Source organism: Sphingobium trunci (assembly GCF_022664535.1).
Taxonomy (GTDB): domain Bacteria; phylum Pseudomonadota; class Alphaproteobacteria; order Sphingomonadales; family Sphingomonadaceae; genus Sphingobium.
On record NZ_JAKUJY010000008.1, the window covers coordinates 16,431 to 29,573 of the forward strand.

Sequence of the window (13,143 nt, forward strand, 5' to 3'; positions counted from 1 at the left end):
TTGGTCCCCAATTTCTGCCCGATCGCTACCCTGAGCGCGATACGCTGCCGAGCATAATCACCGATGGCTTAAGAAGTTCATTCCGCCGCAGGGCGCGTCGCCAACGCATCCCTCGCCGCTTCCGCCAACTGACTGACCGAAAAGGGTTTTGGCAGGAATGCGACATTGGCGATATCGATCGATTTGCGCAACTGTTCCTCCGCATAACCGGACATGAAGAGCACCGGCAGGTCGGGATGGACAGCCCGCGCCCGCGCCACCATGGACGGACCGTCCATGTTCGGCATCACCACGTCGGAGATCAGCAGGTCGATCTTCTCGCCGCCGCCCAGCACTTCCAGCCCCTGTTCGCCGTCATTGGCGGTCAGGACCTTATAGCCCTGCCGCGTGAGCGCCCGCTCCGCGACGGCGCGCACCATATCCTCATCCTCGACCAGCAGCACCGTACCGGTGCCCCAGGTTTCGGCACGGCGGACGGGCACCTTGGGCTGGGCGGCCTGTTCGGCATCGGCGCCCTGATAGACCGGCAGATAGATGACGAAGCTCGCCCCGCGTCCCAGTTCGGATTCGGCGAAGATGAAGCCGCCCGACTGTTTGACGATGCCGTAGACGGTCGAGAGGCCGAGGCCCGTCCCCTTGCCCAGTTCCTTGGTGGTGAAGAAGGGCTCGAAGATCTTGGACAGGATGTCGGGCGGGATGCCAAGGCCCGTGTCCGACACCCGCACCGCCGTATAGTCGGCGGGCGGCAATATGTCGCTGCGCATTTCCCGCACCTTGGCGGCGGGCACCCCATAGGTCTGGATGTTGAGCGTGCCGCCTTCGGGCATGGCGTCGCGGGCATTGACGGCAAGGTTGACGATCACCTGTTCGAGCTGGCCGGGGTCGGCGCGCACCGCGCCCAGATTGCGGCCATGGCTGACCTCCAGCTTCACGCTTTCGCCCAGCAGGCGTTTGAGCAGATTGGAGACGTCCGCGACGATATCGGGCAGTTGCAGCACCTGCGGCCGCAAGGTCTGCTGGCGCGAAAAGGCGAGCAATTGCCGCGTCAGCCCCGCCGCGCGATTGCTGTTCGACTTGATCTGCTGAATATCGTCATAATCGCTGTCGCCGGGCGTATGGCGCATCAGCATCAGGTCGCAATGGCCGATGATGGCGGTCAGGATATTGTTGAAATCGTGTGCGACGCCGCCCGCAAGCTGGCCGATGGCCTGCATCTTGGTCGCCTGCGCCACCTGCCGCTTGAGCTTGCTCTCCTCGCTATTGTCCTTGAGGCTGAGCAGCACCGCCGCCTCCCCCAGCCCGCGTACGCCCGCCAGGCTGAGCGCGATCGGCTCGTCCGGCTGGCTCCGCATGCGCACCGCTACATCGCCCGACATTTGCGGCCCCACGGCAAAGCGGCGCACGGCATCGGCCACCGCCGCCTGATCCTCCCGCACGACCAGATCGCCCGGATAGCTCGGCTTCTCCTCTGGCTTGAGGCCCGCGACGCGCGAAAAGGCCTTGTTGAGGAACAGGACCCGCCCGTCGCGATCCGCCATGGCCAGGCCGAAGGGCAAAAGCGACAGCAGGGTTTCGATATAGGAGAGCGCCGATGTCCCGCCCGCGCTGCCCGCCGGTTCATCGATCAGCAGCAGCAGCATCGGGCCGTCCTGCGCGCCCGACTGGGATCCGGTCGGCTGGGCCGCCCGCTTGAGCGGCACCTGCAGCAAGCGCAGCGGGATGCCCCCGGATTCCTCGCGCGCCAGGAACAGCCGGGCCTTGTCATCGACCCGCATATGCGCGGCGAAATCGCGGCCGGTGATGTTCGCGTCGATCCGCCCGGCGGCGCGCAGCAGGAAAGCCCCGTTGGCCGCGCGGATGCGCCCCTCGCCGCCGATCATCACCGCCATGATGCCCGCTTCGCCCAATTGCCGGCCGGCTTCCCCTGTCAGCAGGCGATGGACATCGTCCAGCGCGCTCGGCTGGCGGACCGGCGAAAAGCGCCAGAGCAGATAATCCTCCGACCGGCCGGTGCGGGAAAGGAAGACATCCAGCCGCAGCGCGCCCTGGACGATCCCCTCGATCCTGGCCTCGCCATCCCGCCACGCCGCGCGCGCCGCCCCGGCCAGTCCATCCGACAGCGCGGTATCCGCGGTGATGTGCGGCGGGGTCGGAAAACCGGGAAACCACTCGCCGAACAGGTCGCTGGCGCAGACCAGCCGCCCGGCACGGTCCGTCACCGCAATCGCCATGTTGGACGCATCGGCCGCCGCCCGCGCGACCGTCCAGTCGGGCACGGCCTCGCCCACCGCCACCTGTTGCGGATAGAGCCTGCGATACCAGCCCATCAGCGCTGCCGCCGCCAGAACCGCCGCGCCGAAGCCTGCGCCCAGCGCCCAGTTCCCGGCGGCATAGACCACCAGAGCCGCCGACATCAGCGCCAGCCCGATCAGCAGGGGCAGGGCCAGAGGCGACGGCCGGTCGGCCGCCCAAGCATCTCCATCCCTGATCGCGCGCGCGGACACTGGCCGGCTATCCCCCTGCATTCGCACTGGACTTGTTCACAATGGACCTGGCTCGCTTCTCCCGATCAGGCAGAGGCGATTTCCTCCAATGCGCCGCTTTCGGGTGCCTTGCCAATCCTCAATTTGCGCGCATGCCATTTCCGGCCCATGCGATGGCGCCAGATCCAGTCGGCAAGGACATAGCCGACCACCGCGAAGGCCAGCGAGATCAGCGCCAGTCCCAGCAGCATGGCGGGCGCCGCCTCGGAAAAAAGCCAGGCGCACCAGTCGCGGATCGACGCCTGTTTATCCACCAGCGCCATGAAACCGGAGGCATCGGCCGTCCGCCCCAGCAGCCAGTTGCCGACCCACACCGACGCCATCAGGAAGAGCGGCGTCGTCGCCGGATTGGACAGGAAGGTCATCGCCGCGGCGATCGGGATATTGGCGCGGAAGGGCAGCGCCAGCAGCGCCGCGCCCGCAATCTGCACGCCCGGGATCAGCAGGAAGATGCCGACCAGCAGCCCCAGCGCCACGCCCCGCGGCACCGACCGCCGGGTGAAGCGCCAGAGCGAGGGTTCCAGCACGCGATGCGCGACCGGGGCCAGGAAGCGGTTCTGTTCCAGGGACTCGCGGGTCGGGGCATTGGCGTGCCACCAGCGGGCGATCCTGCCCATTCCCGCATCCGGCTTCATCAGCGATGCGCCTTCATGATGCGCTGCTGATCCCGCTTCCAGTCGCGTTCCTTGATCGTATCGCGCTTGTCATGGGTCTTCTTGCCCCTCGCCAGCGCCAGTTCGACCTTCGCCTTGCCCCGGCTGTTGAAATAGATCGACAGCGGCACCAGCGTCATTCCCTTGCGCTCCACCGCGCCGTGCATGCGGGCGATCTCCCGCTCATGCAGCAACAGCTTGCGGGGACGCTTGGGCTCATGGTTGAAACGGTTGCCATGGCTGAATTCGGGGATGTTGCTGTTGACCAGCCACACCTGCTCGCCCTTCACCTCGGCATAGCTTTCCGCGATATTGCCTTCGCCGAAGCGCAGCGATTTGACCTCCGTGCCTTGCAGGGCGATGCCCGCCTCGAACACATCCTCCAGGAAATATTCGAAGCGCGCGCGCCGGTTTTCGGCGACGATCTTCTTCTTGTCGAACAGTTCGGGACGGGGACGGGCCATGGAATAATGTCAAACTTCCGTTCGTTTCGAGCGCAGCCGGGAAACGCTCATGATCAACTGGACTGCGCCCGATATGGGGATGGCGTGCTCTTACACCAGCCCCGCAATCTCCAATGCCCGGTCGACGGCAGCGCGGCTGGATTCCGACGGCCAGGTGATCGGCAGGCGGACGTCGCCGGGCATGTCGGGCCGGACGCGCGTGAGGGCATATTTGACCGGGCCGGGTGAAGAATCGCTGAACAGGGCGTCATGCAATGGATAGAGACGATCCTGGAGCGCCAGCGCCCCCCCCCAATCGCCGGACGCGATCGCCTTCTGGAAATCGGCGCAAAGGCGCGGCGCGACATTGGCCGTGACCGAAATGCAGCCCTTCCCCCCCATCGCGTTGAATCCCAGCGCCGTCTCGTCATTGCCCGAAAGCTGGCAGAAGTCGGGCCGCGTGGCGAGGCGCTGTGCGCTGACCCGCCCCAGATTCCCGGTGGCGTCCTTGATGCCGACGATGGTCTGATATTCTTCCGACAGGCGGTGGATCACCGGCACGCCGATATCGGTGATGGTGCGGCTGGGCACATTGTAAAGCAGAATGGGCAGGTCGCAGCGTTCGGCCAGATAGGCGAAATGCTGATAGACGCCATCCTGATTGGGCTTGTTGTAATAGGGCGCGACCACCAGCGCCGCGTCCGCGCCCGCCGCCTGCGCCGCGAACATATGCTCCAGCGCGATTCGCGTGTCGTTGGAGCCGCACCCGGCGATCACCGGCACCCGGCCCGCCGCCTGGTCGACGCAGACGGCGATGACGCGATTATGCTCCTCCACCGTCATGGTCGCACTTTCGCCGGTGGTGCCGCAGGGAACGAGCGCGCTGCTGCCTTCCGCGATCTGCCAATCCACGAACGCGCGAAACGCCGCCTCATCCACCGCTCCATCGCGGAAGGGCGTGATCAGCGCCGGAATCGACCCGGAAAACATCGCATAAACTCCTTCAATTCACCGGGATTCCGGGGCATTATAACGTGTAACACGCGAACGGCGCGCTATAGCGCGTCATTCAGGGCCTGATAAGGATGCAATTGCGATAATGTCCAGTAGGGTGTTGCCTCGTAGTCCTGAATCAGTAACGGTCCGTATGCCTTTGATTGCGCTTTTGCTTTTCACCGCCGGTGCCAGCGCCCAGACGGAGACGGCTGCCCCGCCGCCCGCTTCCGCCTATCCGCCGGGCGCCGTGGTGCAGCCGATTCCCCGCTCGACCGAGCCCAGCCCCTGGCAGCAGGCGCAAAGCCGAATCGGCGTGGCGAGCGATCCCGGCATCTCCGGCACGATCAGCCAGTGGCGCGCCCTGCAGCAGAGCGACGGCCTCGGCTCCTCCACCTATATGAGCTTCATCATGGCCAACCCCGGCTGGCCGGGCGAGGACCGGATGCGGCGGCTGGCGGAAACCGGCATCAATCCCAACAGCTACGATCCGGCACAGGTCATCGCCTTCTTCACCCGCTTCCCGCCGCGCACCGCGACGGGCAATGCGCGCTATGCGATGGCGCTGATGCAGCAGGGACGCATGGGCGAGGCGCGGGTGGCGGCGCGCAATGCATGGATCGGCGGCACGCTGTCGCCCGATGACGAGGCGCGGCTGCTCTCCCTCTTCGGTTCGCAATGGACCTCGGCGGAGCACGACCTGCGCGCCGACGCCCTGTTGTGGAAGGGCGATATCGGCGGGGCGCAGCGGATGCTGGCCTATGTCTCGCCCGCCCGCCGTCCGATCTATGACGCGCGCATCGCCTTCCGGCAGAAGGCGCCCGACGCCGCGATGAAGATGCAGCTCGCCGAAGCGCTGGGCGCCAGCGATGCGGGCTTTGTCGCGGACAAGGCGAACTGGCTGCTCAACACCGGCAACTGGATCGCGGGACGGCAATATCTCGCCAATCGCCCCGCGCTCACCTTCCGTCCGGGCGACGCGGAAAAATGGTATGAAACGCTGCTCGCGCAGGCCCGCGCCGCATCGAACGACAGCCAGTGGAGCTTCGCCTATGGCATCGCCAGCAAGCTGGACGACGCCTATCCCGCCGGCACCGACGTCAACAGCCGCCCGATCGGCGAACGCGACGATTATACCAGCCTCGCCTGGCTGGCGGGATCGACGGCCTTCTACAATCTGAACAAGCCGCTGGACGCGGTGGAGATGTTCCGCCGCTACGCCACCGCCGCCAAGTCGCCGCAGACCCAGTCCAAGGGCTTCTACTGGGCAGGCCGCGCCGCGCTCCAGGCCGGCGATACCGCCAGCGCGAACAGCTATTTCAGCCGCGCCGCCGTCTTCCCGGATCAATTTTACGGCCAGCTCGCGCTCGAACGGCTGGGCCGCCCGATTCCCGCCCCCGCCGCCGTCGAGCGCCCGGTGGAAATCTCCGCCGCGGAGCGCAGCGCCTTCGCCAACCGATCAGTCGTCCGCGCGGTGAAGGCGCTGGGCCAGATGGGCTATTGGGAGGATCAGAGCAAATTCGCCCGCGCCATCGCCAACAATGCCGACAGCGACGCCGACCATTATCTGGCCGTCGAACTGGCGCAGAGCATCGGCCGCCCCGACATGGGCGTGATGGTCGGCCGCCGCGCAGTGTCGAGCGGCCTGACCGGCTATGGCGCCAGCGCCTTCCCTCGCGTGCCGGTGCCGTCCGAAGCGCAATATAACTGGACCATGGTGCACGCCATCGCCCGGCAGGAAAGCCAGTTCGACCGGCAGATCGTCAGCCATGCGGGCGCGCGCGGACTGATGCAGCTGATGCCCGGCACCGCGCGCGAACAGGCGACGAAGCTGGGCATGAGCTATGACGCAGGCTCGCTCAACGATCCCAGCTACAACATCATGCTGGGATCGGCCTATTTCCAGCGGATGCTCGATTATTATGGCGGCAGCTACCCGTTGGCCGTGGCGGCCTATAATGCCGGGCCGGGCAATGTGAACCGCTGGATCAGCACCAATGGCGACCCCCGCCTGCCGGGCGCCGACATGCTGCGCTGGATCGAGCAGATCCCCTTGTTCGAGACGCGCAACTATGTGCAGCGCGTGCTGGAAAATGCGGTGGTCTATGAAGCGATGAACCCCGAACGCGCCCGCTTCCGGGGAACCACGACGCCGCTGTCCAAATATCTCGGCAAGCAGACGCCGGGCTGATAGGGGCGGGGCATGATCACCGCCCATCCCAACTACATCACCCCGGAAGGCTTCGCGAAGCTGCGCGCCGAATATGACCAGCTGCTCGGCGTCGAGCGCCCGAAGATCGTCGAAGTGGTGAGCTGGGCGGCGGGCAATGGCGACCGCAGCGAGAATGGCGACTATCTCTATGGCCGCAAGCGGATGCGCGAGATTGACGGGCAGTTGAAGCGCCTGTCGCGCAAGATGAAGGACGCGAAAATCGTCGACCCGCGCCAGCAGCCCGACAAGAGCAGGGTCTATTTCGGCGCCACCGTCACCATCGCGGACGAGGATGACAATCACCGCACGGTCACGCTGGTCGGCAATGACGAGACGGAGGCCAGCGTCGGCCGCATCGGCTGGAGCACCCCCATCGCCCGCGCCCTGCGCGGCGCGGCGGTCGGCGACCTGCGCCGCGTGATGCTGCCCGCGGGCGAGAAGGAATATGAGGTGATGGCGATCAGCTATCCTGGGGCGTAAACTGATCCCGCAGCCAGCCGCGAAAATCCGCCATGGCCGGGCTGTCCGCCCGCGACATGAGCCGCGTCAGCCAATAGCTGCCCAGGTCGACCGCGATGTCGAAGGGCTGGACCAGCCGCTCCGTCCGCAATTCCGCCTCGAACATCGCCGCCGGGGCCAGCGCGACGCCATGGCCCGCCAGCGCCGCCCCCACCATCAGGACCGAGCTGTCGAACACCGGGCCGCGCAGGGCGGGACAGGCCATACCCGCCGCCGCGAACCAGCGCGGCCATTCATCGGCGCGATAGGAACGCAGCAGCACCTCCCCGGCCAGCGCGGCGGGACCGGACAGGCGCGCCGCCACCTCCGGCGTGCAAAGAGGCGTCAATGGCGCGCGCATGATGGGTTCGGCATGGGTCCCATGCCAGGCGCCGTGGCCGAAGCGGATCGCCAGATCCACCCCCTCCCCCGCCAGATCGACCCGGTTGTTGTTGGTCATGATCCGCAGGTCCACATGCGGAAAGGCGCGCCCGAAATCCGCCGCCCGCCGCAACAGCCAACCGCCCGCGAAGGTGCCGACCACCGCCACCGTCAGCACTTCGCGCGCCCGGCCGCCAAGACAGCGCTCCAGCACCGCTCCGATCCGGTCGAAGCTGTCGCCCAGCACCGGCATCAGCGCCAGTCCTTCGTCGGTCAACGCCAGTCCGCGCGGCAGGCGCCGGAACAGCGACGCCCCGATGCGCGCCTCCAGCGCGGCGACCTGCTGGCTGACCGCGCCCTGGCTGACGCACAGTTCGATCGCCGCGCGGGTGAAACTCAGGTGCCGCGCGGACGCCTCGAAGGCGCGCAGGGCGTTGAGGGGAAGCTGGGCACGATCCATATCCGGATATTAGTTCAACTGATGGCTCTGTCGAGAATAGATGCTTTGCCTCTCCCGCGTTCCACCGCCAGTCTTGGACAAAGCGGAATGAAGGAGGATCATCATGCGGCGCGCCCTGTGCCTTTCCATTAGCCTGGCTGCGGCCCTATTGTCTCCGTCGGGGGCGGCCCATGGCGCCAACGATCCGCTGCTTCGCCCGATCGAACCCGATTATGCCCGGCAGTGGCTCGACCCGGAAAGGCCGCACCGCATCTTCGGCAACAGCTACAGCGTCGGCTTCGGCGGTCTCAGCGTCGCGCTGATCCGTACCGATGCGGGCCTGATCCTGATCGACGGCGCATTGCCCCAGGCCGTCCGCGACATAGAGGCGAATATCCGCGCGCTTGGCTTTTCGATCCGCGACGTGAAGCTGATCCTGTCCACCGAACCCCATTATGACCATGCCGGGGGCCTTGCCGCGCTGGCCCGCGACAGCGGCGCGCCCGTCGTCGCCAGCGCCTATGCCGCGCAGGTGCTGCGCAAGGCCGGCAAGGATGCGAACGACCCGCAGGCATCGATCTTCGTCCGCATTCCCGCCGTCACGAAGCTGCGCATCGCCCGCTCCGGCGAAGCCGTCAGGCTGGGCGGCGTCACCATCACCCCCGTCGCCACACCGGGCCACACCATGGGCAGCATGAGCTGGCGCTGGCGATCCTGCGAGGGACGCGACTGCCGCGACATGGTTTTCGCCTCGAGCCTCAACGCCGTTTCGGGCGACGGCTATCGCTTCTCCGACCCGGCCCACCGTTCGCAGGTCGCCGCCCTTCGCAAGAGCTTCGCGATCATGCGGGCGCTGCCCTGCGACATGCTCATCACCGCCCATCCCGATCAGGGCAAGGGCGCGAACTGCCGCAGCTATGCCGACAGCGCGCAGGCCCGGCTCGATGCAAGGCTCAGGAAGGAAGCGAGCGCCAGGCCCTGGAACGCGCTGCGTTAAACCGGACGCAAGTCGCGCGCTCCAGACCTGTGTTTTCGCATCGCTTCAGGCGCAAAACCCGAGCAAAGGAGTCCCGTGCCTCCAGCTCGCCCGCCTTTGCGCGCGATGCTCTAGTCATGCGGACGCAGCGCCTCGTTGAGCATCCGCATCACCTCCGCGATCGGTTCGGTCACGGTCACGCTGCGGCCTTCGCCAAAGCGGATGCGGGTGCCGTCGTTGACGGAGGAAACGAAGGTGACCTGCGCGGCATTGACGGCGGTTTCGGTCCGGTCGGCGCCCACGAACATGACGAGCATGCATCTCTCCTTCTTATTGGAAGGCGAGCTTAGAGGGATTTCCGGTCAGATGGAACATCTGGCAGCGGATCAGGCCGCCTGAATCGCGCGGATGAAGTCGCTGGCCCGCGCGTCGAGCCGGTGCGCCCCTTCCGCCAGGCGGCTCGCGGCCTTGCGCATCGCCGTCGCTCCCTCGACGACGGCACCGGCATCGTCGCTGATCTGCGCGGCGCTGACGCGGATATGTTCGCTGGATTGGCCCGCCTCGGCGACGCTCCCGGCAATCGCCCGGCTGAAGGCGCCGTGACGCGCCACCGCCTCGAACACGGAAGCCGACAGCCGGTTCGCCGTCGCGATCGCGGCATCCATATGCGCATGGCCCTGTGCGACATGGCTGACGGTCTGCCGGACATGATCGATGCGGCGGGAAATCTCCGCCGCCGCGTCACGGGTCTCCCCGGCGAGCGACTTCACCTCCCGCGCGACCACGGCAAAGCCCTGCCCGGCCTCTCCCGCCCGCGCCGCCTCGATCGCGGCATTGAGCGCCAGCGTGGTCGTCGCCCGCGCGATCGTATCGATCAGTGCCGTGACTTCACCGATGCCGTCCGCCTGGACGCGCAGGGCCTGGGTCTGGACCGAACCCTGCCGGGTCTGCTCCACCGCGGATCGGATGGCGGCACCCGCCTCGCGCACTTCCTCCTCCATCGACTGGAACAACAGGCCCAGTTCGCGGCCGGATGCGGCAATGCCCGCCATGTTCCCGGCGGTCTGCGCCGCGGCCACCGCCATCCCCGCCGACGCTTGGCCATTATGCGCCGCCCGCTCCGCCGCTTCGGCCGCAAAGCGCGAGATCATGTCCGCCATGCCCACCAGATCGGCGATCAACGCCTCGACATCGCTCCTGAAGGTCTGGCTCTCCCACGTCACGCGCTCCAGCCGTTCGACCCGCGCGATCGCGACCAGCGCATCGCGCTCGGCCGCCAGCTTCAGCAACAGCTGCCCGCCGACCACCCCCGCATAACGGCCCGCATCGACCACGATCAACCCTTCGCAGCCCTGCCCCTGCGCGGCGTAGAGATCGATCAGCGCTTCGACGCTGGCGCTGCGCTCGACCCGGGCGCAGGGCCGGACATGGTCATCCAGCCGCCCACCGAAAATGGGGTTGCGCAGCAGCGCATGGCCGAAGGGGTTGAACAATATGCGCCGCATGTCGCGCTCATAAATGGCACCCGCGGGGCGCCCCTGTGCATCCAGAACGGGCAGGAGGCGCAGCGCCGGGTCGGCCTGGAAAAATGGTCGACGGCCTCGGACAGGGGCCGGCCCAGCGGGATCGTCGGCCCGGCCGCGACGAAGGGCAGGCCGGCGCCATGCTGCGGAGCCGGATGGGCGATGGATCGGTCGAGCATCTGGGGCGCGTACATGGCGCCCGGATAAGCCCGCAGTGGTAAACGAGCCGTTAGATTTTGATGACAATTTTGTTACAAGTCGTTGTTTTCAGTTATTTTTTCAAGGAACCCGATAGCCGTAGGCCTTGGCCGCCAGCTTCACCACCTCTGGGTCGGCTTCCGGGAAATCCATCGGCACCAGCTTTTCCAGCCGCTTGGCAACGGCAGTCAAGGCCGCGATCCGCCCTGCCTTGCGATGATTATTGTCGATCACCCGCCAGGGCGCATAGCGGGTGTCGGTCCTGGCGAACATGGCATGCATGGCGTCGAGATAATCCGCCCGTTTCGCCCGGTTGCGATAATCGTCCGCGCCCGTCTTCCATCGCTTCCACGGCGTGTCGAGCCGCTGGGCGAGTTGCTCGTCCTGCGTCTCCTGCGTGATGTGGACGAACAGCTTGACGATATTGGTCCCGGCATCGACCTGCTGCCTTTCGAAGGCGTTGATCTCCTCATAGGCGCGTTTCCACTCAGCCTTGGAGCAGAAGCCCTCGACCCGCTCCACCAGCACCCGGCCATACCAGCTCCGGTCGAAGATGGAGATGTTGCGCCCGGCGGGCAGCCGCGTCCAGAAGCGCCAGAGGAAATGATGGTCGCGCTCCGCCTCGGTGGGCGCTGATATGGGGTGGACCTGATAGTAGCGCGGGTCCCATTCGGCCGTCATGCGCTTGATGATGCCGCCCTTGCCCGCCGCGTCCCAGCCCTCCAGCATGATGACGCTGCGCCGGTCGTGGATGATGTGCGCCACCTGGATCTTGGCGAGCCGCTGCTGGAGTTCGGCCAGCTTCTCCTCATAGTCGCCCTTGAGCTTGGCGCCCTTCTCATAATCGGCAAGGTCGATGGTCATGTCTGCACCTTCCACTGGCCCCGGCGGCACAGCACGAGCTTATACCAAAGGATGGAACCCGCAATCTGCGCGGCGGTTGCAATCAGGCCGGGGCGCCCCTCCTCCACATCGAGCCAGCTTGTCCAGCTGACATAGCCAAGCGCCAGCAGGGTCACGATCGGCGCGATGGGATAGAGTGGCATCTTGTAGGGCGCATGAGCGCTCGCCCCGCCGCGCCGCCCGGCCACAGCCGCGAGCGCAATACCGCCATAGATCGCCACCAGCCCGGTGCCGTTCAACACCAGCAGCAACCGCATCGGCAGGAAACAGGCGAGCGTTCCCAAACCGCCGACGATGATCGTCCCGATCCATGGCGAATCGAAGCGCGGGTGGATCGCCACCAGCCAGTCGTCGATGCGCGGAATCCAGGCACGGTCCCGCCCGGTCGAATAGAAGAAGCGCGCGCAGGCCAGCACGCAGGCGATGATCGCATTGATGATGGCCAGCACGATGCCTGCCGAAACGAGCGCCGATAATGCCGCGCCGCCCCTTTGCCGGACCAGCAGGCCGAAGGGATCATCGGCGGTCAGCAGGGTCGCAAGGTCGATCTTCGCCAGCAGCAGCGCGAGCAGGGGCACGCCTTCGAACAACAACGCCAATCCCAGCGAAGCCAGGATGGTGCGGGCAATGCGCCGGGGCGCCTCATGCATTTCCTCGCCGAAATAGACGGCCATGCCATAGCCGTTGAGCGCGAAGATCGCGATGGTGGTGGCGACCCCGATGGAGGCGGCGCCGGCCGGGGCAAAGCCTTCCCCCGCCCCTGCACCCACCAGCACGACCGGATGGATAAGGAAATCGAGCGCGGGCCGCGCATGATCGGCAAAGCCCAGCGCCATCACCACGACCACCGCCAGCAGTTCGACCAGCAGGAACAGTCCGGTGATGACCGCATTCACCCGGATATTGAGGATCGCCACCAGCGTCGACCCTATCATCACCGCGACGGCGACCGGCACGGCGGGCAACCCCGGCACCACCCGCGCCATGACCGAAGCGATGCCGAGCGCCGCGACCGGCGGGAACAGCACATTGTTGAAGACATTGACGCCCAGCATGACGAACCCCGCCATCGGCCCCAGGGTCTGCGCCACCGCGACATATTCCCCGCCGGCAACCGGCCAGGCGGAGGAGAGTTCGGCATAGATGAAGGCAGTCGCGACGCAGATCAGGCTGGCGAGGATCATCGCCCAGATCGCGCCGGTCCCCGCCGCCTGCAGCATGCCGGGGATGATGACGAAGACCGACGATGCCGGGGTAGTCGCGGACAGGGTGAGGAACAGCACCCCGGCCACGCCCAGGCTGCGCGCCAGGGCGGGCGGCTTTTCCGGCAACATCTGTTCATCAAACATGCGCGTCCCCCTCGCCGCTCCTTACACCAAGA

13 protein-coding genes are annotated in these 13,143 nt (G+C 66.6%); 4 read left to right on the plus strand and 9 right to left on the minus strand.

Annotated elements, in window-relative coordinates:
- Window positions 1–77: 77 nt before the first annotated feature.
- The 4 genes from MJ601_RS09110 to dapA all read right to left on the minus strand — a co-directional run bounded on the left by MJ601_RS09110 (window position 78) and on the right by dapA (window position 4,629).
- On the minus strand, window positions 78–2,414 hold the full coding sequence (locus tag MJ601_RS09110) for a response regulator (RefSeq protein WP_245405733.1): 2,337 nt from the start codon (window positions 2,412–2,414) through the stop codon (window positions 78–80).
- Window positions 2,415–2,569: 155 nt separating this feature from the next.
- Window positions 2,570–3,178 (minus strand): DUF2062 domain-containing protein, encoded by a 609-nt coding sequence (locus tag MJ601_RS09115; protein ID WP_242125573.1) that lies wholly within the window; start codon window positions 3,176–3,178, stop codon window positions 2,570–2,572.
- Entirely contained in the window at window positions 3,178–3,660 is a 483-nt protein-coding gene (smpB, locus tag MJ601_RS09120) for an SsrA-binding protein SmpB (protein WP_242125575.1), read from the minus strand. Before smpB ends, MJ601_RS09115 begins: the two co-directional genes overlap by 1 nt.
- Before the next feature lie 90 nt (window positions 3,661–3,750).
- Window positions 3,751–4,629, minus strand: coding sequence for a 4-hydroxy-tetrahydrodipicolinate synthase (gene dapA / locus MJ601_RS09125; RefSeq protein ID WP_242125577.1), 879 nt, complete (start codon window positions 4,627–4,629; stop codon window positions 3,751–3,753).
- Between the two features lie 157 nt (window positions 4,630–4,786).
- Between dapA and MJ601_RS09130 the strand changes: the two genes are divergently transcribed.
- Window positions 4,787–6,823, plus strand: coding sequence for a lytic transglycosylase domain-containing protein (locus MJ601_RS09130; protein WP_491572899.1), 2,037 nt, complete (start codon window positions 4,787–4,789; stop codon window positions 6,821–6,823).
- Between the two features lie 12 nt (window positions 6,824–6,835).
- Window positions 6,836–7,324, plus strand: a complete 489-nt coding sequence (gene greB, locus MJ601_RS09135) for a transcription elongation factor GreB (protein WP_242125582.1) — start codon at window positions 6,836–6,838, stop codon at window positions 7,322–7,324.
- Here greB and MJ601_RS09140 read toward each other — a convergent pair.
- Window positions 7,305–8,183, minus strand: a complete 879-nt coding sequence (locus tag MJ601_RS09140) for a LysR family transcriptional regulator (RefSeq protein ID WP_242125584.1) — start codon at window positions 8,181–8,183, stop codon at window positions 7,305–7,307. The genes greB and MJ601_RS09140 overlap by 20 nt on opposite strands.
- A gap of 103 nt (window positions 8,184–8,286) precedes the next feature.
- Between MJ601_RS09140 and bla the strand changes: the two genes are divergently transcribed.
- A complete protein-coding gene (gene bla / locus MJ601_RS09145; RefSeq protein ID WP_242125586.1) occupies window positions 8,287–9,159 on the plus strand; it encodes a subclass B3 metallo-beta-lactamase in 873 nt (290 codons plus the stop codon).
- Window positions 9,160–9,269: 110 nt separating this feature from the next.
- Here bla and MJ601_RS09150 read toward each other — a convergent pair whose 3' ends face one another.
- Window positions 9,270–9,455: a hypothetical protein gene (locus tag MJ601_RS09150; RefSeq protein WP_242125588.1), complete on the minus strand. Its 186-nt coding sequence runs from the start codon at window positions 9,453–9,455 to the stop codon at window positions 9,270–9,272.
- 69 nt (window positions 9,456–9,524) lie between these two features.
- On the minus strand, window positions 9,525–10,643 hold the full coding sequence (locus MJ601_RS09155; RefSeq protein ID WP_242125589.1) for a methyl-accepting chemotaxis protein: 1,119 nt from the start codon (window positions 10,641–10,643) through the stop codon (window positions 9,525–9,527).
- A gap of 83 nt (window positions 10,644–10,726) precedes the next feature.
- Between MJ601_RS09155 and MJ601_RS09160 the strand changes: the two genes are divergently transcribed.
- Window positions 10,727–10,882 carry a hypothetical protein gene (locus tag MJ601_RS09160; RefSeq protein ID WP_242125590.1) on the plus strand — a complete coding sequence of 52 codons (156 nt, stop codon included), beginning with the start codon at window positions 10,727–10,729 and terminating at the stop codon, window positions 10,880–10,882.
- Between the two features lie 58 nt (window positions 10,883–10,940).
- Here MJ601_RS09160 and MJ601_RS09165 read toward each other — a convergent pair whose 3' ends face one another.
- Together MJ601_RS09165 and MJ601_RS09170 are read right to left on the minus strand one after the other, a co-directional pair.
- The gene (locus MJ601_RS09165; RefSeq protein WP_242125592.1) at window positions 10,941–11,723 is read right to left on the minus strand and encodes a polyphosphate kinase 2 family protein; all 783 of its coding nucleotides are present in this window, start codon (window positions 11,721–11,723) and stop codon (window positions 10,941–10,943) included.
- Entirely contained in the window at window positions 11,720–13,111 is a 1,392-nt protein-coding gene (locus tag MJ601_RS09170; protein WP_242125594.1) for an APC family permease, read from the minus strand. Before MJ601_RS09170 ends, MJ601_RS09165 begins: the two co-directional genes overlap by 4 nt.
- Window positions 13,112–13,143: the final 32 nt, after the last annotated feature.

Coding starts and splice junctions, on each gene's coding strand:
- MJ601_RS09110 (WP_245405733.1), bottom strand. CDS start 2,414: ATGTCGGCGGCTCTGGTGGTCTATGCCGCCGGGAACTGGGCGCTGGGC.
- MJ601_RS09115 (WP_242125573.1), bottom strand. CDS start 3,178: ATGAAGCCGGATGCGGGAATGGGCAGGATCGCCCGCTGGTGGCACGCC.
- smpB (WP_242125575.1), bottom strand. CDS start 3,660: ATGGCCCGTCCCCGTCCCGAACTGTTCGACAAGAAGAAGATCGTCGCC.
- dapA (WP_242125577.1), bottom strand. CDS start 4,629: ATGTTTTCCGGGTCGATTCCGGCGCTGATCACGCCCTTCCGCGATGGA.
- MJ601_RS09130 (WP_491572899.1), top strand. CDS start 4,787: ATGCCTTTGATTGCGCTTTTGCTTTTCACCGCCGGTGCCAGCGCCCAG.
- greB (WP_242125582.1), top strand. CDS start 6,836: ATGATCACCGCCCATCCCAACTACATCACCCCGGAAGGCTTCGCGAAG.
- MJ601_RS09140 (WP_242125584.1), bottom strand. CDS start 8,183: ATGGATCGTGCCCAGCTTCCCCTCAACGCCCTGCGCGCCTTCGAGGCG.
- bla (WP_242125586.1), top strand. CDS start 8,287: ATGCGGCGCGCCCTGTGCCTTTCCATTAGCCTGGCTGCGGCCCTATTG.
- MJ601_RS09150 (WP_242125588.1), bottom strand. CDS start 9,455: ATGCTCGTCATGTTCGTGGGCGCCGACCGGACCGAAACCGCCGTCAAT.
- MJ601_RS09155 (WP_242125589.1), bottom strand. CDS start 10,643: ATGCGGCGCATATTGTTCAACCCCTTCGGCCATGCGCTGCTGCGCAAC.
- MJ601_RS09160 (WP_242125590.1), top strand. CDS start 10,727: ATGGTCGACGGCCTCGGACAGGGGCCGGCCCAGCGGGATCGTCGGCCC.
- MJ601_RS09165 (WP_242125592.1), bottom strand. CDS start 11,723: ATGACCATCGACCTTGCCGATTATGAGAAGGGCGCCAAGCTCAAGGGC.
- MJ601_RS09170 (WP_242125594.1), bottom strand. CDS start 13,111: ATGTTTGATGAACAGATGTTGCCGGAAAAGCCGCCCGCCCTGGCGCGC.